At 45.7% G+C, this 18,573-nt stretch carries 16 protein-coding genes; 5 read left to right on the top strand and 11 right to left on the bottom strand.

The features are described from left to right. Nucleotides 1–84: 84 nt before the first annotated feature. The gene (locus Q3W13_RS10590; protein WP_302863583.1) at nt 85–3,726 is read right to left on the bottom strand and encodes an ABC transporter permease; all 3,642 of its coding nucleotides are present in this window, start codon (nt 3,724–3,726) and stop codon (nt 85–87) included. A gap of 265 nt (nt 3,727–3,991) precedes the next feature. Between Q3W13_RS10590 and Q3W13_RS10585 the strand changes: the two genes are divergently transcribed. From Q3W13_RS10585 to Q3W13_RS10565, 5 genes are all read left to right on the top strand, one after another. Then, nucleotides 3,992–4,306 (top strand): metalloregulator ArsR/SmtB family transcription factor, encoded by a 315-nt coding sequence (locus Q3W13_RS10585; RefSeq protein WP_302863581.1) that lies wholly within the window; start codon nt 3,992–3,994, stop codon nt 4,304–4,306. Continuing rightward, on the top strand, nt 4,299–4,757 hold the full coding sequence (locus tag Q3W13_RS10580; protein WP_302863578.1) for an SRPBCC family protein: 459 nt from the start codon (nt 4,299–4,301) through the stop codon (nt 4,755–4,757). The genes Q3W13_RS10585 and Q3W13_RS10580 overlap by 8 nt, the downstream gene beginning before the upstream one ends. Nucleotides 4,758–4,764: 7 nt before the next feature. Then, on the top strand, nt 4,765–5,190 hold the full coding sequence (locus Q3W13_RS10575; RefSeq protein ID WP_302863576.1) for a hypothetical protein: 426 nt from the start codon (nt 4,765–4,767) through the stop codon (nt 5,188–5,190). A gap of 117 nt (nt 5,191–5,307) precedes the next feature. Beyond that, nucleotides 5,308–5,715, top strand: a complete 408-nt coding sequence (locus tag Q3W13_RS10570) for a response regulator (protein ID WP_302863574.1) — start codon at nt 5,308–5,310, stop codon at nt 5,713–5,715. A gap of 147 nt (nt 5,716–5,862) precedes the next feature. Further along, nucleotides 5,863–7,296 (top strand): DNA/RNA non-specific endonuclease, encoded by a 1,434-nt coding sequence (locus tag Q3W13_RS10565; protein ID WP_302863572.1) that lies wholly within the window; start codon nt 5,863–5,865, stop codon nt 7,294–7,296. A gap of 223 nt (nt 7,297–7,519) precedes the next feature. Here Q3W13_RS10565 and tsf read toward each other — a convergent pair whose 3' ends face one another. From tsf to Q3W13_RS10515, 10 genes are all read right to left on the bottom strand, one after another. Continuing rightward, a complete protein-coding gene (gene tsf / locus Q3W13_RS10560; RefSeq protein WP_302863571.1) occupies nt 7,520–8,371 on the bottom strand; it encodes a translation elongation factor Ts in 852 nt (283 codons plus the stop codon). Nucleotides 8,372–8,466: 95 nt separating this feature from the next. Beyond that, on the bottom strand, nt 8,467–9,330 hold the full coding sequence (rpsB, locus tag Q3W13_RS10555; protein ID WP_302863570.1) for a 30S ribosomal protein S2: 864 nt from the start codon (nt 9,328–9,330) through the stop codon (nt 8,467–8,469). 18 nt (nt 9,331–9,348) lie between these two features. Beyond that, complete coding sequence (gene rpsI, locus Q3W13_RS10550; protein ID WP_302863569.1) at nt 9,349–9,735, bottom strand: 30S ribosomal protein S9; 387 nt, start codon at nt 9,733–9,735, stop codon at nt 9,349–9,351. A gap of 25 nt (nt 9,736–9,760) precedes the next feature. After that, complete coding sequence (gene rplM, locus Q3W13_RS10545) at nt 9,761–10,198, bottom strand: 50S ribosomal protein L13 (RefSeq protein WP_302863568.1); 438 nt, start codon at nt 10,196–10,198, stop codon at nt 9,761–9,763. 142 nt (nt 10,199–10,340) lie between these two features. Continuing rightward, on the bottom strand, nt 10,341–12,038 hold the full coding sequence (locus Q3W13_RS10540; protein ID WP_302863567.1) for a GMC oxidoreductase: 1,698 nt from the start codon (nt 12,036–12,038) through the stop codon (nt 10,341–10,343). 114 nt (nt 12,039–12,152) lie between these two features. Continuing rightward, on the bottom strand, nt 12,153–13,352 hold the full coding sequence (locus Q3W13_RS10535) for a hypothetical protein (RefSeq protein ID WP_302863566.1): 1,200 nt from the start codon (nt 13,350–13,352) through the stop codon (nt 12,153–12,155). After that, nucleotides 13,352–13,693 carry a hypothetical protein gene (locus Q3W13_RS10530; protein WP_302863565.1) on the bottom strand — a complete coding sequence of 114 codons (342 nt, stop codon included), beginning with the start codon at nt 13,691–13,693 and terminating at the stop codon, nt 13,352–13,354. Before Q3W13_RS10530 ends, Q3W13_RS10535 begins: the two co-directional genes overlap by 1 nt. Before the next feature lie 78 nt (nt 13,694–13,771). Then, the gene (locus Q3W13_RS10525; RefSeq protein WP_302863562.1) at nt 13,772–15,931 is read right to left on the bottom strand and encodes a c-type cytochrome domain-containing protein; all 2,160 of its coding nucleotides are present in this window, start codon (nt 15,929–15,931) and stop codon (nt 13,772–13,774) included. A 134-nt stretch (nt 15,932–16,065) separates the two neighbouring features. Then, nucleotides 16,066–17,091 (bottom strand): hypothetical protein, encoded by a 1,026-nt coding sequence (locus Q3W13_RS10520; protein ID WP_302863561.1) that lies wholly within the window; start codon nt 17,089–17,091, stop codon nt 16,066–16,068. Between the two features lie 25 nt (nt 17,092–17,116). Further along, a complete protein-coding gene (locus tag Q3W13_RS10515) occupies nt 17,117–18,568 on the bottom strand; it encodes a DUF1501 domain-containing protein (RefSeq protein WP_302863560.1) in 1,452 nt (483 codons plus the stop codon). Nucleotides 18,569–18,573: the final 5 nt, after the last annotated feature.

Here is an 18,573-nt window from a genome sequence, read left to right as displayed (position 1 = left end):
CCGCCGTATACGGAACCGTACGTACGGTGGTGTGAGAGAGCGGTGAAACGAATAAAAGTTTCGCCCTCTACTCGATTCAAACGCTCATTCCGAGCGCAGGCTCTTCACAGGGTTAACAAGTGCTGCTTTAATAGAATGATAGCTCACTGTAACCAGAGCTATCAATATGGCGGCGCCTCCGGCTAAAACAAATATCCACCAGCTAACGTCAATGCGGTAATCAAAATCCTGCAGCCAGTTATTCATAGCCCACCATGCAATCGGGCTGGCTATTACGGCTGCAATCAGCACCAGCTTTACAAAATCAACGGATAGCAGCTGCACTATGCTGCCCACACGTGCGCCCAGTACTTTACGCACACCAATTTCTTTAACGCGCCGCGCTACGGTGATGGTAGCCAGGCCGAACAAACCTATGCATGCTATAAAAATAGATAAGCCCGAAGCGATACGTACTACCTGGCTTGAACGTTGTTCCTGGCGATATTGTGCAGCTATAGTATCGTCTAAAAAACTATAATCCAAATCCTGGCCTGGGGCAGCAACAGCCCATGCTTTTTTAAGAATGCCGATGTTTGATGACAAACTGCCTGCGCCTAACCGTACAGAAATGCGCGGCTGAGGCGGGGCATTCACATTTACATCGTTGACATATTTCATCAGCGCCTTCGCTTCGCCCGATAATATCAGCGGCTGTATTTTGGCATGCAGCGATTCGTAATTAAAATCCTTCATCACCCCGATAATTATTTGCGGGAATGGCCCGGGCAGTTTTTTGCCGATAGGATCCGTAATATTAAAGGCTTTTATAAAAGTTTCGTTCACCAGGGCTGTACCGGCAACATCCATCGCATTGTTTTCCGCAAAATTTCGGCCGCTTACCATTTTTATTCCCATGGTAGGTACAAAATTCGCATCAACGGAGTTGTATAAAAAGTCGCGCACCTGCCCATGGTCGTCTTTATAATCCAGGTGTATCCATGGTATTTCGGCCATGCTGTATAATGATATGCTGGAGTTTATCACCTTTGAATATTTATTCAGCTCAGCGCGGAATGTGGCTGCAACCGGTTGACCCAACGTCATGTTTTTATTTGTTTCCACTACAACAACCTGTTCTTTTTTATAGCCGAGATCCTTTTGCTGCATGTAATCCATCTGGCGCCCTATTACCACAGTGCCAATAATCATAACAATGGAGGCTACAAACTGCCCTATAACCAGGCCCTGGCGCAGCCAGTTGCTGCCTGCTTTAAGGTTTAATTTTCCTTTTAGTACCTCAACCGGGTTAAAGCCCGATAATATCAGCGCCGGATAAATTCCGGATATGATTGCAATCAGGGCGATTACCAACAGACAGAACAGTGCAAAAAACAAATCGGGATGCAGGGATAGCTGCCGGTTTACGATATCGTTAAACGGCTGAACCGTTACCAGGGCCAACACAACACCTATGGTCACCGATATCAAAACCACCAGGAATGCCTCGCCCCAAAATTGAATGATAAGCTGTTTACGTGCTGCGCCAAGCGCTTTGCGTACACCCACTTCCATAGCCCGTTTGGTGGATTGCCCAATGGATAGCGTAACGAAGTTTATGCAGGCCACAATTAATATCAATAAGCCAATTGAGCCTAAGATGTACGAATACTTAGGATCGCTGGTGGGCTGGTTACCCGGAGGCAGGCTGGTATTTAAATGGATATCTTTAATAGGTTGCAGATGTACAGTAAATTCTTCCTTGCCGTAGTCTTCGCCCAACTGCTGCTTCATCATTTGCGGAAACTTGCTCTCCAGTGCCAATGCATTCACTCCTGGCTTCACCAGTATATATGATTCCGTAAAAACGGCAAACCAGTTTTTGAAAGCCCCTTGCGGATAGATGTGTTTTGCCGCACTAAAAGGCAATAGCGCATTAAACCTGATACTTGATGTTTCGGGCGCATCGTCAACAACTGCACTCACGGTAAACAGCACTTTATCATCCTGGATTTGTAATTCAACGTTTTTCCCGATAGGGTTGGCGTCGCCAAAATATTTTTTTGCAGTAGCTGCTGTAAGCACAATATTATTATCGAGAGAAAGCGGACTGCTTGCATTCCCTGCTATCACCTTAAAGTTAAACATTTTGAAAAAATCCGGGTCAACCAGGTCCATGGTTTCCTTAAAAGAATTCGCCCCGGTTTTTACAATGGGAGAAAACGCCAGCACATGCGACGCCGCCTCGGTTTCGGGAAAGGTACTTTTAATAGCCGACGCCATTGCCAGCGGCGTAAAAACGTTATCGGAGGTGATATTGTCGGCCTTTTCGCGCTGCCAAACACGGTATATCCTGGGGGCTTTGGGGTGAAAAGCATCATAGCTTAGCTCGCTTCGCACAAATAACATAATCAGGAGGCAGCAGGTAACGCTTACCGCCAGGCCAAGAATATTGATGAGCGTGTACTCCTTATGCCGCATTAAGTAGCGGAAAGATATTTTTAAATAGTTTTTTAACATATAATTACGGCTTAATTTCTTTTCAGGCCACCTTGTTGGGGTATCATGAGCCGAAATTAGCCTTGCGGTCCGGGGCGTGCGCCTCAAGTTATAATATGAGACATCTTTTGCCATCTGCCGTTTGTATGCCAAAGGGGTGGCGCCGGTCACTTCCCTGAAACTGCGGTTGAAGGTAGCTTTGGAATTAAATCCGGCTGCATAAGCAATGCCCAGCAGTGTAATATGATCGTAAGCCGGATCCTGCATCATGTAAATCACGTGCTGAACCCGGTATTCGTTAATGAAATCGCTGAAGCTTTTTTTAAGGGCACTATTAATGATCCGTGATAATTCATGAGGCGTCAGATCAAGCTTAGTGGCTAATGACCCCAGGCTCAGATCGGAGTCCTGATAGTAATTCCCGGCTTCTATCGTCCTTTTTAACCAGGCCGCTTTTTCCTTTAGCTCAAACGGGGGCGCTGTCTTTGCCGGAACAATGGATGGATCTGGTGGTACCTGTTGCGGCCTCAGGAATGCTGCCGCTGCCGTCCAAATAATTATAACCGCGAAAGATACATAAACCGGATAGTAAAAGGTTAGCCCTAACTGCCCATGATAAACAAAATAATCAACGGTTGTATAAGATATCCAAAACAGCCACAATAGCCCTGTTGCCCCCAATAAGCGGTCCAGCCACCGGAATTCGAGAAGCGACCGGTCCATGAAGACCGGCGCTTTAAGCCGGTAAAAATTTTGAATAAGCTGGTGTGAGTAATACAGGTAGGTTGTGATTGAAATAAATATCAGCAGCTGCAATAATGGATGTAGCCACTGGAATGCAGACGTAGCGTATGTTGCTGCCCCCGTTCTCACACTTTCCGCTATTTCGATTGCCAGTGCACCCTGTTCGAGCAAAAGCGGGGTGAAATGCAGCAGATCCTTCCAACTTAGCTTATATTCAGGATTTGTTTTCTTAAGTACGTAAAAATAGATCAGCGGGCCAAGAGCCAGTAAGAATTGCATCGGCAGACGATCCCAGCCGGGCTGATAAATTCCCAGCCGTATATCTATCGCCAGTATTCTAATCATCCACAAAATCATCACTGCCAGTACCGCGCTCAGATAACGGTTAGCGGCACGTGCCCTACCTTTTACGAACCACAACTGTAACGCAAAGGTTAATCCAATAAATATTGCTCCCAGCGAAGCAAGGTCAAAAAAGCTGATATGGAATGTATATGTCGTCACGATGATCAGTCACAGCAATCGCCGTTCCTAATTTCAATTGATTGTTTATCACAAATTTAAATCAATTCATCAAATTCTTTTTGTAACGAAACCGGGCATAGGCCTGTTCGTATCCGGTCTGTTTGCCGGGCTCCGGAATATTTATCCCCTTCTCGTTTTTATCAATCCGATGTTATAGTCAAACCTAAGTTTTGCAAATATTTGCATATTTAAATCTTATTAGTAAGTTTGTACTTACGGTTAGTTAAAACTTACCAATAAAGATATGACCGACTCTGAAAAAGCTTTTAACGCCCTTGGCGATCCGATGCGAAGGGCGATCTTAGAAAAATTGCGTAATAATCCGCTTGCAGTAGCTGATATTGCTGACGGCTTGCCGGTTACCAGACCGGCCGTGTCGCAGCATTTAAAGGTTCTGAAAGATGCAAAGCTCATACGTGTACATCGCAAGGGCACCAGGAGCGTTTGCGAAATAGACCCCGAAGGCATTATCGCCATGCGCTTTTATCTCGATAGCATGTGGGATTCTGCCCTTACCGCATTCAAACAATTTGCTGAAAATCAACAAGAAAATGAATAACCTGACCATCCCATCCATTAAAAAAGATTTTGTGGTTGAGGCCCCGCAAGACAAAGCCTTTAAAGTATTTACCGAAAACATTGACAAATGGTGGCCGCGCACGCACCACATCGGCGCAACACCTATGACTGAAATGGTGCTTGAGCCGGGCGTAAACGGCCGCTGGTTTACGCGTCACGAAGATGGCAGCGAAGCAGATATCGGCACCGTACTCACCTGGGACCCCTACGGCTTAATCGTACTTTCATGGCAGATTAACGGCGTTTTTAAATATGTGCCAGGCCTGGTAACTGAGGTAGAAGTGCAATTTATTCCGGAAGGCAGTAATCGTACGCGTGTGAAATTTGAACATAAAGACCTGGACCGCCTGGGCGAAGGTGTTCATACCTCCGGCATGGATGAGGGTTGGGGTTACATTATGGGTCTGTATAAAGCTGAAGCCGAAAAATAACAGTTATATGAAACCTAAAATTTTTATCCGAATTTCATCCGCCCTTATGCTACTGCATACGGCCGGGCATACTATCGGCGCGCTTACCTGGAAACAAGCGCCTGATAGCACAGTTGCCAGGCTGATTAGCGATATGCAAAGCATTCATTTTGCGTTTATGGGCCGGCAGGTAAGCCTGGGCTCTTTCTTCCAGGGATATGGCGTTATCAATATCTTCGTTCTGCTATTTATTACTGTTCTGCTATGGTTGTTATCCAATGCTGTGGGTAATACGCTTACCGGGAAGCTGCTGCCGGTCGTCGCAATATTTTTATTGCTGATGGGGGTTTCGGAGTTGATATATTTCTTTCCGTTTGCGGCTGCAATATCTCTGCTGGCTGGCATGTTGGCGCTGGCGGCAAGCATTAATTTAAAAACAGCAACAGCTAGCTAACAGTTATTTATGTATTAAACTCACTGAAAAGGCTATGTTATTACTGTAATTAACCTGTGTTGATAAGTTGCGCTCCACAAGCAAAATTATAATGCGTATTATTCAAAAAAATTTAATATGCCCAGCTTGTTTGTTGCCGACGATGATGAGCTATTTAAGCGCGTTTTGAAAATGACGCTCATAAAATACCCCTTGTTTAAACACGTGCTGTATTTCGAATCGGGTTTGCCGCTGATAAATTATCTGAAAGAAAATTATAAAGACAGCAATAATCTGCCGGATGTACTTTTTATAGATGTGGGCATGCCGGTATGCAATGGTTGGGATGTATTAAAGTTTTTAGACCTGCACCACCTGGCGTTTGCCAAACGCATTTCTATATATGTTATTTCTGTTTCCATCGATCCCCGTGATAGGGAACGCGCTCTTCGCTATAACTTTGTAAAAGATTATTTGTATAAGCCGCTACAGAAAGAACATCTGGTAGCAGTTGCAAATGCGGTCAAAGAAATAGTTAGCCAGTAATCTTATAAAATCTCAGTCGCGGCCTGTCGCAACCCATAGACTACTAAGGGTTTATCCCCCCCTCATCTTTGATTTTCTTAAAAAGATAAAAAAATTAATATTAAATTAATTTTCATAAACGATGTTTGCACAAAACTTACATAGCTTATGAAATCAGGAAAAATACTTACAGCGGCGATCCTTTTGTTATTTTTCGCCGCGTGTAAAAAGGATGCAACGATGCCCGTTCACACAGGCGGGAGTGATACAACCACAACCAATCCTCCTAAACCAATTCCCTACAGCATTACAGAAACTTTTGAAACAGGGTCGAAGACCGCCTATGCGGATGCCAATATCAATTTAAGTACCGGCCCATGGGATTTTAAAGATGCGCTTATAGGGAACCTGGCCGGCGATGCTAAAGACGGTAACTGGTCGGTAAGACTGAGAACAGGCAGCATCTCTATGAATTTCGACATCAGCGGCCTCACCTTATTGAGTTTTAAACACGCCAGATATGGTTCTGACGGAACATCAACCTGGAAACTGGAAATGTCCACCGATGGTGGCGTTAGCTACAGTCAGCTTGGCGAAGACTACACCGAAAACAGCACCGCACTGGTTGCCGATTCCGTAAAGATTTCTGCGGCAGGGAAAGTTCGTTTCAGGTTTGAAAAATCAGGAACCACGCGTATCAATATTGATGATATTACTTTTAAAGGCTTAGGCGATCCCGGCATTACACCCGGCAGTCCTGACACGAGCAGCACTGACACTACCGCAACAGGTGGCGTTGCGGGAACCCGCGGAATAACCAAAGGGCCGGATGCGCCACCGGCAAGCGGCGATAACAGCGACCTGTTATTTGGCAATCCTTCGGGTGCCGTTGCATCGATAGCTATGATGGATAATTACCTCATGGACCAGGGTTATTACACTGAGTCGTACAACGCTACAAGGGGCGAACCGAACTGGGTAAGCTGGCACCTGGATGCTACTAACACAACCAATGCCTCGCCTCGCCTTGATGATTTTGCCGGATTTAATGGTCTGCCTTCCGGCTGGTACGTGGTACAAAGTAACAGCTATAGTGGTTCCGGGTTCGACAGAGGGCACAATTGTCCGTCGGCCGACCGTACAAGTTCTACAGATGCTAACGCCTCCACGTTCCTGATGACCAACATGATTCCCCAGGCGCCACAGAACAACCAGCAAACCTGGGCTAACCTGGAAAATTACCTGCGCGAACAGGTTGTCGGGGGTAACGAAGTTTATATTGTTATGGGCAGCTATGGTACAGGCGGCACTGGCTCAAAAGGTGAGGCAAACGCCATAAACAATGGCCATGTTAATGTGCCGGCCAACATCTGGAAAGTTGCGGTAATACTACCCGCTGGCAATGGCGACCTTAGCCGCGTGTCTTCCGCTACCAGGGTGATTGCAGTAAATACACCAAATGACAATACCATTAGCCCGGACTGGCGGCAATACATAACCACCGTGCGCGATATAGAAAAAGCTACCGGCTACAATTTATTATCAGCACTGCCGCAAACGGTGCAGGATGTGATTGAATTGAAGAAAGACGGCGGAATATAGCTACCGGCGGTAAGTTCGAACAGGCATCATGCGCTGAGGCATTTTGGAGCTGCGCCTCGGGAAGCCCATGGCCGGGATGGCTTTATTAAAGGCTAATTTAATTTAAGCCTGCTTTAAAATAACGAGCCTGTTGTATTCTATTTTTCACAAAAATAGCGATGAGCTTTAACGCCATCGCTATGACAAAAAAAATCCCCCTCGAAACCCGAGGGGGATAAAATATTTAAGCTCCTAAGGCTACCCGCTTAAAGGCGGTAACTGTCAAGCCTTTTTCAACACCGCTCAGGTACTGCGCAATGTTTTTTGAAGGGTCTTTAACAAACTCCTGGTTCAGCAGGGTGCTGTCTTTGTAAAACTTGTTCAGCTTGCCGGCAGCAATTTTCTCAACCATTTCTTCCGGTTTGCCTTCTGCGCGGATCTGGTCCTTTGCAATGGCAAGCTCACGCTCAATAGTCGTAGCGTCAACGCCGTCTTTGTCGATAGCAACAGGGTTCATGGCGGCAATCTGCATTGCAACGTCTTTACCTGCTTCGTCAGCACCTTCAACGTTTGCGCTAAGGCCAACCAATACACCTAAACGGAAATTGCCATGGATGTAAGCAATAACTTTTTCGCCTTCAACAACAGCATATTTAGATACACCGATCTTCTCGCCGATTTTACCGGTTTTTTCGATGATCAGGTCGCCAATTTTCGACATGGTGTTTTCGTTGTCAACACTGATCGCGTAAAGCTCTTCAATAGAAGTTGGCTTGTGCTCAACAGCTGCATTGGCAATCTGGTTGCCGAACGCCACAAACTCAGCATTTTTAGCCACGAAGTCGGTTTCGCAATTCAGCTCGATGATCACACCAAATTTGCCGTCTTCCGAAGCGCGTGCAATAACAACGCCTTCGTTGCTTTCGCGGTCCTGGCGGCTTGCAGCCACTTTAGCGCCTTTTTTTCTTAAAAAATCAATAGCAGCTTCAAAATCACCATTGGTTTCAGTTAAAGCTTTCTTACAATCCATCATACCGGCGCCGGTTTGCTGGCGCAATTTGTTCACGTCTGATGCAGATATTGTTACTGTAGACATTGTATTTTGTTTAAATAAGTTGTAGATGTTGTAAAGGTTGCAGATGTTGAAGTGGTTTTAACCATAACAACATCTACAACCTTTACAACTTTATATTACTCTTCGCTTGACTCAGCAGTCGGGGTAGTATCCTCAGCGGCGGCTTCAGCTTCAACAGCTACTTTGCGTGCCCTTTTGCCATCGCCGGCGCCTGAGCGGTCAGCAACTTCAGGAGCATCAGCTTTTGCTTTGGCAGCAACTGCTTCTCTTTCAGCTTCGTCTTCTTTCTCGCGTTTACGCTCGTCCAAACCTTCAACAATTGCCTGGATGATGATACCGGTAATCAACGAAATTGATTTTGTAGCGTCATCGTTAGCGGGGATCGGGAAATCGATGTTCGAAGGGTCAGAGTTGGTATCAACCATTGCAAAGGTAGGGATATTCAACTTTAATGCCTCACTAACCGCGATGTGCTCTTTCTTAACGTCAATCAGGAACAATGCAGCAGGCAGGCGGTTAAGGTCCGCAATACCGCCCAGTAAAGTTTCTAATTTGATACGCTCACGCTGTATCATCAAACGCTCTTTTTTCGAGAGGATGCTGTAAGTACCGTCTTTAGTCAATTTATCGATGTTCGACATCTTTTTAATCGACTTGCGTACGGTAGCAAAGTTAGTTAACATACCACCTAACCAACGCTCGGTGATGTACGGCATGTTTACTGATTTTGCGTAATCGGCTACAATGTCCTTAGCTTGTTTCTTCGTAGCTACGAATAATACCTTGCGGCCCGATTTTACAATTTGTTTTATAGCTGATGCAGCTTCTTCAACCTTTGTTAAGGTTTTATTTAAGTCGATAATGTGGATACCGTTACGTTCCATGAAAATGTACTGCGCCATTTTCGGATCCCATTTGCGGGTAAGGTGACCAAAGTGTACACCAGCGTCCAGTAAGTCCTGATATGTTGTTCTTGCCATTTTGTTGTCCTCCTTTGATTAACGTTTGCTGAATTGGAATCTCTTGCGTGCTTTTTTGCGTCCTGGTTTTTTACGCTCAACCATACGGTCGTCGCGGGTCATGATACCTTTAGCGCGCAATGAAGGTTTCTTTTCAGGGTCGAGTTCAACAATTGCTTTCGCGATAGCTAAACGAACGGCCTCAGCCTGTCCTTTTACGCCGCCACCTGCTACGTTTACTTTAACATCGTATTTACCGGCCGAGCCAGAAACCTCTGCACTCTGGTTAACAATGTATTGTAAAGGTAAGGTAGGGAAGTACTCTTTGTAATCTTTACCGTTAACGGTAATAGCGCCGTTGCCCTCGCTCAGATAGATGCGTGCAACTGCGGTTTTTCTTCTGCCCGAAGTGTTAGTTGTTGGCATTTCTTTTCTCTTTAATGGTTAAAAGTTAAATGGTTGTTGGGTTTTGTGCTGCATGTGGGTGCTCGGCGCCTGCATACACATGCAAATTGCCAAACAATGCTTTTCCCAAACGATTTTTAGGTAACATGCCACGCACGGCTTTTTCAATTACGCGTGTTGGATGTTTCGCCATTAACTCCTTAGGAGAAATGAAACGCTGACCACCTGGATAACCAGTGTAAGAAACATAGCGCTTGTCGCTGAATTTGCTTCCGGTCAGTTTTACCTTGTCTGCATTAATAACAATCACGTTATCGCCGCAGTCTACGTTTGGGGTGAAATCAGGCTTGTTTTTTCCACGGATGATCATGGCGATCTTCGTAGACAAGCGCCCCAAAATCTCGCCTTCTGCATCAACAACAACCCATTGTTTGTTGACGGTTTTTTTGTTGGCCGAGACAGTTTTGTAACTTAACGTATTCACTTGCTTTAAATTAAATTAATTAAACGTTTATTATACCCCGCATTTTCGGGACTGCAAAGATAGGGTTATTTGTTTAATTGTCAAATGGTTTTGTTGGATTTTGATTGAGTAGCACTCCCGGATGCTGCGACAGCCTGTTTTGCTACCCCAAACTCCCCCTTTTCATCTCTTCCACCGCATGGTGCGCTGCCCTTGCGGCAAAAGCCATGTATAAAATGGACGGGCTTTGATTGCCGGTGCTGGTCATGCAGGCGCCATCGGTTACGAAAACGTTGGGACACAAATGCATCTGGTTCCATTTATTTAATAATGATGTTTTAGCGTCGTGGCCCATGCGGCAGCCGCCCATCTCGTGTATGTCGAGACCGGGAGCCTGGTGAGTGTCATGTTTTTCAATATCGCGCAGCCCGGCGACTTCCAGCATTTCCGCGCTCTGGGTTAAAAAGTCGGCTACCATTTTATCATCGTTATCGTCATAACCGACCGACGTTATTAGTTGCGGAATACCCCATGGGTCTTTTTGGTCGTCGCTCAGGCGCACATGGTTTGTTTCTTTCGGAATAGTCTCGCCTTGCATAAACATGCCTGCGCGCCATGGTCCCGGCTCGGTAAGAGAATCTTTAAACTCACCGCCAATACCATCTTGCGGTCCATTCCTGAATCCGGGGCTGCGGTTAGAGAATACAAAGGTCAAAAATCCGCCTAAGTAATCGGTGTCCTGTTTATGCAGGTTCCTGTAATTGGCAATGATCGGGTTGGTAGGGTTGCGCCCGTAGTAGTACTTATCTTTCAGTCCGTCGTACGTGCCGTAAACGCTGGCACGGTAATTCTGAAAGGCCACATATTTGCCCAGCAACCCGTTATCGTTACCTAATCCGTTAGGGAATCGGTGCGACTTTGAGTTCAGCAATATTAAGTTAGTATTCAGGCAGGCTGCATTTAAAAATATCACTTTGGCGTAGTAGTCCACCTCTTGCTTTGTTTGCGCATCAATAATTTTTACACCAATGGCCTTACCCTTTTTCTCGTCATAAATTACAGAATGAACAACCGAATGCGGCCTGATAGTTAAGTTTCCCGTCTTTTTCGCCCAGGGCAGAGTGGATGACACCGAGCTGAAATATCCGCCAAACGGACAACCACGGGTACACAGATCGCGCGCCTGGCATTGGCCCCGGCCCTGCTCCAGGTGAATGGGTAGTGGTTTGGTAAGATGTGCCCAGCGTGTTTTCACCATAAAGCGATCTTTATAATGCCCGTGTATTTTCCGCTGAATTTCGTGTTCAACTGCGCTCATTTCAAACGGCGGCAGGTATTCTCCGTCGGGCAAGGCTTCTAAGCCATCCCTGTCGCCGCAAATTCCGGAAAACTTTTCAACATGGCTGTACCACGGTGCGATATCCTGGTATCGGATGGGCCAGTCGATGGCATAGCCGAAACGCTGGGGGGCACTAAACTCAAAATCGCTCCAGCGCTGGCAGGCCCGGCCCCACATAATGGATTTGCCCCCAACCTGGTAGCCGCGTATCCAGTCGAACGGCTTTTCCTGTATGTAGGGATGTTCCTTATCTTTTACAAAAAAATGCTGGGTGTCTTCGCCGAAGGCATAGCATTTGCTGATGACGGGATTTTCGTCCAGCACGGCCTTGGGTTCCTGCATACGGTGCGGAAAGTCCCACGGATTTTTGGTAGCTGTTGGGTAATCCTTTATATGGTCGATATTCCGGCCCCGCTCCAGTACCAGCGTTTTTACGCCCAGTTCGCAAAGTTCCTTAGCTGCCCAGCCTCCGCTTATGCCCGAGCCGACAACGATGGCATCGTATGTGTCTTTGTTTTCCATAATTTCCTGTTATAAAAAAAACCGGAAAATAAATGTACGTATTACCCGCAGACAAACATGAATATAAAGTAATTGCGATCGTTTTTTATCCGCAAACGGGATTAACAAGCGGGGCTATTTCCAATTTCCTAAGTCATAATGAAATCCAATCCCATAAACATTACTGCTTTTTTTGTCAAATGGCAGCTTACCGGTCGTGTAATTAACAAAAAAACCATTGTTTGATTCCAGGGTAGCCACAAAATAGTTGAAATGGTCTATTTGGGCATTTTTGATGGCATCAGACGCATTCAGTTCCTTATACCAGCGATAATCGGCGCTGAAATAAATGATCTGTTTGCCCACCGCTGCCGCCTTGGTTTTAAATGCAGCTTCGAAGCGGAGCCTGAAAAAAGGATCCAATGCGCCGGTTACGGCTTTTCTTAAGCTGTCTTGTTCAGGAGTTACATAATCGAGACCGAACAAAGCAGATGGAAAGGATGCACCGGAAAGGTTAAAATCACTGTCAGTACCCGTAAGCATCCTGATCAGGGCGAAAGGGTAATCAGGGAGGTTAAAATACCGCAGCGCCTCGTTTTTATCCCAGGCTTTGGCGCCTGCATTAATTAAAACACCCGGTACAAATTGCCGCTTTGAAAAATCCTGGTTCGATTCATAAGATGCGTTTAAGCTTACACCAAGCAGATACTGGTCGGTAATTTTTGTCAGTTCATCCGATTGTTCATAAAGTGCTTTAACTCTCTCAAAATCGGATGCTGCCAGCGCGGTTTCAATTAGCCTGTTGATGGTATCAAGTTTCTTTTTTTGTTCAGGGGTATTCTTTTTGGCTATGCCGCCCCATATAAATGTCCCATTATAAAAAGCTTTCGATTCCAGGAAATCTGCAGGGTTATAAGCCTTTTTAAATGCAACGTTTCCATTAAAGTTCAGATTATACGACTGATTGAACGAATGCTTCGGCGTATGGCTCACCTTGCTCCAGCTGTTTTCATATTTGTATTCAAAACCCAATGCTGGTGACTGGTTGTCCGCCTGGAAAGTTTTGAATTTAATATTCAGGTCGCGCATAAAATCGTATGTTTTACCATTGGCCGTTTTTAAAGCGCCGACATATTTAGCGAATGCATCATTCAGCAAATCCGGGTTCGAAAAAATAAAATTGTAAGCAGCTTGCTTAATGCTGTCGACTTGTTTAACATTCATCCCGGGATAAGGCTGGTCAATTACTGTTGAAATTGATCCTGTTTGTCCAAAAAGCCGGGCTGAGGACGTTAATAAAGCAATTATTATGCTGCTCAGTATTAGTTTTTTCATTAGGTGATATTATAGCATTCAACAATTGTGTCACATAAATTTTCCACAGTATTATTAGCCACTACCATCGTCGTCACCATTGCAGCAACGCTTTTGTCCTGATCGCAGCCCGTCTGGTACACCGCCAGGTACGTATTGGTGAATATACTGTCCAGGGTATTGGCCAGCATTAAAGCCTGCGTCTTGACGATATTACTGCTCGCAGCGGTGTTAAAGAATACCAGGTCGGACATTTTTAGCGCACCAGCATCAGTAAATTGAACGCGATAATCTATTTGGCCCTGGCGCACAAGGGTTGTATGTACAGTAACGCAGGGCGTAGAGGTAACAGACCATGCCATAAATAATTGATAATAAGGTTTAACAATCGGACATTGTTCTCAGCAAATGTCCACCGGAATAAATATCGAAATAAAAATTTAATTCAAAAATATCTCATCCATAAAAGCCCACTCCGGTCCTTTTTTTACCGGGTCCCACGATGGGAGACTTTGAATATTTTTAGTGATGATTTTTAAGCAGGAAACGGGTTTATTTGTATTCAGTTTGCAATCTAAGCCGATGCTGGCATCTGGTTCGCCTTTTTTTGCCGGGGGAGGTACAACATTGCTTAACAATTTCAGGTGTTCTTTATCAGGGCCGCCCCACACCTCTATCCCAATAGGTAAAAATATCTGGCTGCCCAGGTTGCGCAGGCAATTTATGGTGACGGTACGCACATTGGCTGGTTTATTAAATTGCATATAAACGCCAATATTGCTTTGCGCAGCAATCCATTTTCCGCTGCCGAAGCCAGGTCCGCCGAGCTCTTTATCCACCAGTGATTTTGCACCTTCGGCGCTGTATTTCGGATTTGGCGGCATTAAAAAGCTAACACTATCCGGCGTGTAGGTGCTTTTGAAAACATTAAACTGTATTACATCGCTGCTCAGCCACCCCTTTTTGTAGGCTTTTACTTTAACTGTGGTATTTTTGGTGACTGACGCCCCTGTTTTATAGACAGGCGAGTTAACGCTGTCAGGGTCCTTGCCATCGGTGGTGTAGCGTAGTTCAACGCCTTTTATCGGATGAACAATTTCAAGGGGCAGCGAGCTGGCAAACACAAGCGTAGTGTTCTTTATCTGTGGAACATTCAGTTTTATCGGTTTGCCATCATCTTTAAAACTCTTAATAAATTCAATGTTTTTATTGTGTGCCTGCAGGTCCTGTATCTGGGCATCGGTAAGGCCGGTGTCCCAAAGCGTGATTTTGCTAAGGCTTTTCAAAGAGCTGATTTGTTTAATAGCATCAGCCTTTAGCGGTGTACCCGCCAGCGAAATCATCTTTAAAGATTTCATACCGGCAAGATCTTTTAAGGTAGCCCCGGTCACGTCGGTAAAGTCCAGGTTAAGGGTATGCAGATTTTCAAATTGAGCAATGGTTTTCAATTCGGCGTCCTTCACCGGCATCTTATCCAGGTCGAGCGATATAACCTGCTTCTTTATAGGGCTTAATTCTTCCAGCACTTTGGGCTGATAGCTGCTTTTATTGTAGATGTTTACACCCAAAGCCGGCGATTCTTTAGCAATCGGATAGACTACCCTGTAATTGTTGTTCAGTTTTTTGACGGTTTTTTCATCAGCGGCAGCAAAATCAAATTTCTCTTCGGTTTCTTCGGCAGGCTTTAGATAGGTTGATGCGATCTGACGTAGCGAATCCTTTTCAGGCAGGGCGATCACCTTATTTTTAAAATCAGCGTTTTCTTTTACCCACAGGTAAAGTAACTTCATTTCATCCGGGGTCAGCTGTGGTTTTCCGGCAGGGGGCATGTGTTTTTTATCCCCTGCATCTAAATGTATGCGCTGCAACAACAAGCTGATATTCGGCTGACCGGGAACGATGAGCTTGCCATCTTTACCGCCTTTTAGTATTGATTTTTCATCAATCAGCATCAGGCCACCCTTGGTTTTGTCAGGATTATGGCAGCTTATACATTTACTCTCGAATATAGGCTGAATAACATCTTTATATACATAGGCTTTATCAACCGGTACCAGCTCTTTTTCATTATGCCAAACAGGCGCCAGCACAAAGTTGTCCCCATGCGTCAGATCCGCACCAAAATGCCCGGCAACCACCAGTGAAAGCACTACAAATGCAGCGCCAGCGCGGGCAAGCGTTATATTATACCATCCCGCAGTGCGGCACCAGTAAATTATTGTTGACACAAAAACAACTGATGCGCCCATCCATTTGTGCCAAAGCAGGGTGTCGCCCTCATAGCCGGGCTCTTTCGCTAAAAACAAGCCCATTATGGCTGTTACAGCAGCAAATATTGCCCCGGTCAGCCACAGGTAATCGGTAAAGTCATGATATAATTTCTCAGTGCGGAACCGCTCCTTAAAGCGAAAAAATTCCAGCATCATGGCCATTATCAGCACTACAATCGGGAAGTGCAATATCAACGGGTGCATACGGCCTACGAGCTGCAGCCATATCGGGATAACGATCCGTGAACCAAACAGCAATAAAAAGATGATAAATATATTGAGGGCAAATAGCAGGTTCGCGGCAAAACTTTTGTGCGTGCTTTTTATCATCTAATCAGGGTAGTTTAATATCTTAAAATAATAATACTGTTATTGCGGGGATCAAAGCAATCCCGGAGCTATGCATCGTACGCCATTGCCAGCGATGAGATTGCCGCGTTCGCAAAGTCTGTTTGCGGGGTTTCTTACACTCTCGTAAATTTATAAGGATACACTTTGCCCGATGCCCATTGCGCAACATACAGATTTTCGTCGTTATCCACCAGCACATCGTGCGGGTTTAAAAATATCTTTTCGGCCTGGGCCATCGGCTGCAGCACACCATCCTTATAAGTCGGTTCAGTGCCGCCGATGTTCGATACCACCTTGTTGTCTTTATCCAGTATGGTAGTGAAACCAGTATTCTCGGCATTTAAATTTGGCGAACGTAACACCGCAGCATACAGGTAGTCTCCTTTTATTACGGGGCGGCATACACATGCACCAGGCAGCTTAATCACTTCCAGCAGTTTGCCATCCATACTGAAACGCTTGAAGCAATTGCGGGTACGGTCAGTAATAATCAGTGTAGGCGTTGCTTTGCGCCTGTCTATAGTTATGCCATGAGCATTGTCCAAGTGCTCATCACCATCACCGCGGCCTCCAAAGAAATGTTTCAGCTTGCCGTTTTTATCATATTGCATAATGTACTGCGAACCGTATCCGTCAGCTATCCAAAAATCTCCGTTAGTATCCACGGTTGTTTCTGTCGGGATAAAATCTTCCGGTTTTTTGTAAACGCCGGTCTCCAGTGGCACATCCATGGTCATCAGTATCCTGCCATCCATAGTGGTTTTGTAAACCTGGTGCTTTACCGTATCAGTAATGAATAAAAACTCGGTGCCGTTTTCGTCAAACAGGGTAAGCCCATGTGCCCCGGGAAATTCGTGGCCCCAGGTATCCAGCAGCTTGCCCGATTTATTATAGATGAGTACGTTATTTTTAGTCTCGTTTGTAAGCAATAGTATGCGGCCTTTTTTGTCCTGCACCATTTCGTGGCAGTCATTCACCGGGTTTTTCATCGGGTCGGCCTTGCTCCATTTGTTATCCATACGGTAGCGCATATTGCCATGGCCATAAACAGGGCCATCATCCTTGGCCAATAAATCTTTTGCTATAAAAAAGCTGCCGGTTACTAAAGCAGACTGTTTGATGAAGTTTCTTCTTTCCATTTTTATATAATTTCACCGATAAGAATCAAGATATAATTCCTTTAACCACATTGCCGGCCACATCCGTTAAACGATACCTGCGGCCCTGGCTTTTGAAAGTTAATTTTGTATGATCGAGCCCCAACTGATTTAATATAGTTGCATGAAAGTCATGCACGTGCACCGGATCTTTCACAATATTGTATCCAAATTCGTCGGATTGCCCATAAACTATACCTGGCTTTATGCCTCCGCCGGCCATCCAGATACTGAAGCAGCGGGGATGGTGGTCGCGGCCATAGTTGGCTTTTTCCAGTTTGCCCTGGCTGTAATTTGTCCGGCCAAACTCGCCGCCCCAAATTACTAAAGTTTCATCCAGCAGGCCACGCTGCTTTAAATCTGTCACCAAAGCTGCCGAAGCCTGGTCTACGTCTTTCGCCTGCCCTGCCATTTCCATGGGCAGGTTACTATGCTGATCCCAGCCCTGGTGATAAAGTTGCACAAACCGGACACCGCTTTCTGATAGCTTTCGGGCCAGCAGGCAGTTAGCTGCGTAAGTGCCGGGTACTAAGCAGTCCGGACCATACATTTTTACAATATCATCCGACTCTTTTGAAACATCCATAATTTCCGGCACGGCAGATTGCATACGATAGGCCATTTCATATTGCTGCACCTTAGCAGTTATTTCCGGGTCGTTAAATTCTTTATACGACATCTCATTCAGCTCTGCAAGCTTGTCAAGCATCTTACGGCGTTCCTGCCGGCTGATGCCAGGCTGGTCATTCAGGTATAACACCGGGTTTTCGCTGCTGCTGAACTGCACACCCTGGTGGATGGAATCCAGGAAGCCATTGCTCCATAATTTAGAATATACGCCCTGCCCGTTGCCCTTGCCTTTTGACAGCAGCACGGTAAATGCAGGCAGGTTTTTATTCTCGCTGCCAAGGCCGTAGCTTACCCACGAGCCCATGCTTGGCCGGTTGCCCTGCTGGGCTCCGGTTTGGAAAAATGTCAGCGCCGGGTCGTGGTTTATAGCTTCCGTGTAAATGGTGTTGATCATGCAAATATCATCGGCTATATTGCCAATGTGCGGAAACAAGTCGCTTACCCATAGGCCCGACTTGCCATACTGCTTAAAATCATAAAATGACCCGGCGAGCGGAAACGACTTTTGATTCGCCGTCATACCGGTTAAGATCTGGCCGCCGCGAACAGATGGCGGTAATTCTTGACCCATCATTTCGCGAAGCTTTGGTTTGTAATCAAATGATTCCAGCTGCGACGGAGCGCCATCCTGGAAAAGGTAAATAACCCGCTTTGCTTTCGGGGCAAAATGAGGCAAGCCCGCAATAACATCCAAATCGCTCTCACCTCCACTAAATAAATCTGGTATAAGCAGCGAACCAAGCGCGATACTGCCGATGCCTAAACTAAGCTTCGACAGGAATTTCCGCCTGTTGATATTGAGGCGATGCTCTAAAATTTCCTTTTCCATTGCCA

The organism is Mucilaginibacter sp. L3T2-6 (assembly GCF_030519355.1).
GTDB lineage: Bacteria > Bacteroidota > Bacteroidia > Sphingobacteriales > Sphingobacteriaceae > Mucilaginibacter.
This window is presented reverse-complemented; position numbering and strand designations above follow the sequence as displayed.

Bases quoted from the DNA above. Each gene is read 5' to 3' on its own strand.
- rpsB (WP_302863570.1), bottom strand. From the start codon at position 9,330: ATGGCAAGAACAACATATCAGGACTTACTGGACGCTGGTGTACACTTT.
- Q3W13_RS10565 (WP_302863572.1), top strand. From the start codon at position 5,863: ATGAAATCAGGAAAAATACTTACAGCGGCGATCCTTTTGTTATTTTTC.
- Q3W13_RS10535 (WP_302863566.1), bottom strand. From the start codon at position 13,352: ATGAAAAAACTAATACTGAGCAGCATAATAATTGCTTTATTAACGTCC.
- Q3W13_RS10525 (WP_302863562.1), bottom strand. From the start codon at position 15,931: ATGATAAAAAGCACGCACAAAAGTTTTGCCGCGAACCTGCTATTTGCC.
- tsf (WP_302863571.1), bottom strand. From the start codon at position 8,371: ATGTCTACAGTAACAATATCTGCATCAGACGTGAACAAATTGCGCCAG.
- Q3W13_RS10585 (WP_302863581.1), top strand. From the start codon at position 3,992: ATGACCGACTCTGAAAAAGCTTTTAACGCCCTTGGCGATCCGATGCGA.
- Q3W13_RS10570 (WP_302863574.1), top strand. From the start codon at position 5,308: ATGCCCAGCTTGTTTGTTGCCGACGATGATGAGCTATTTAAGCGCGTT.
- Q3W13_RS10540 (WP_302863567.1), bottom strand. From the start codon at position 12,038: ATGGAAAACAAAGACACATACGATGCCATCGTTGTCGGCTCGGGCATA.
- Q3W13_RS10580 (WP_302863578.1), top strand. From the start codon at position 4,299: ATGAATAACCTGACCATCCCATCCATTAAAAAAGATTTTGTGGTTGAG.
- Q3W13_RS10520 (WP_302863561.1), bottom strand. From the start codon at position 17,091: ATGGAAAGAAGAAACTTCATCAAACAGTCTGCTTTAGTAACCGGCAGC.
- Q3W13_RS10515 (WP_302863560.1), bottom strand. From the start codon at position 18,568: ATGGAAAAGGAAATTTTAGAGCATCGCCTCAATATCAACAGGCGGAAA.
- Q3W13_RS10530 (WP_302863565.1), bottom strand. From the start codon at position 13,693: ATGGCATGGTCTGTTACCTCTACGCCCTGCGTTACTGTACATACAACC.
- Q3W13_RS10575 (WP_302863576.1), top strand. From the start codon at position 4,765: ATGAAACCTAAAATTTTTATCCGAATTTCATCCGCCCTTATGCTACTG.
- rpsI (WP_302863569.1), bottom strand. From the start codon at position 9,735: ATGCCAACAACTAACACTTCGGGCAGAAGAAAAACCGCAGTTGCACGC.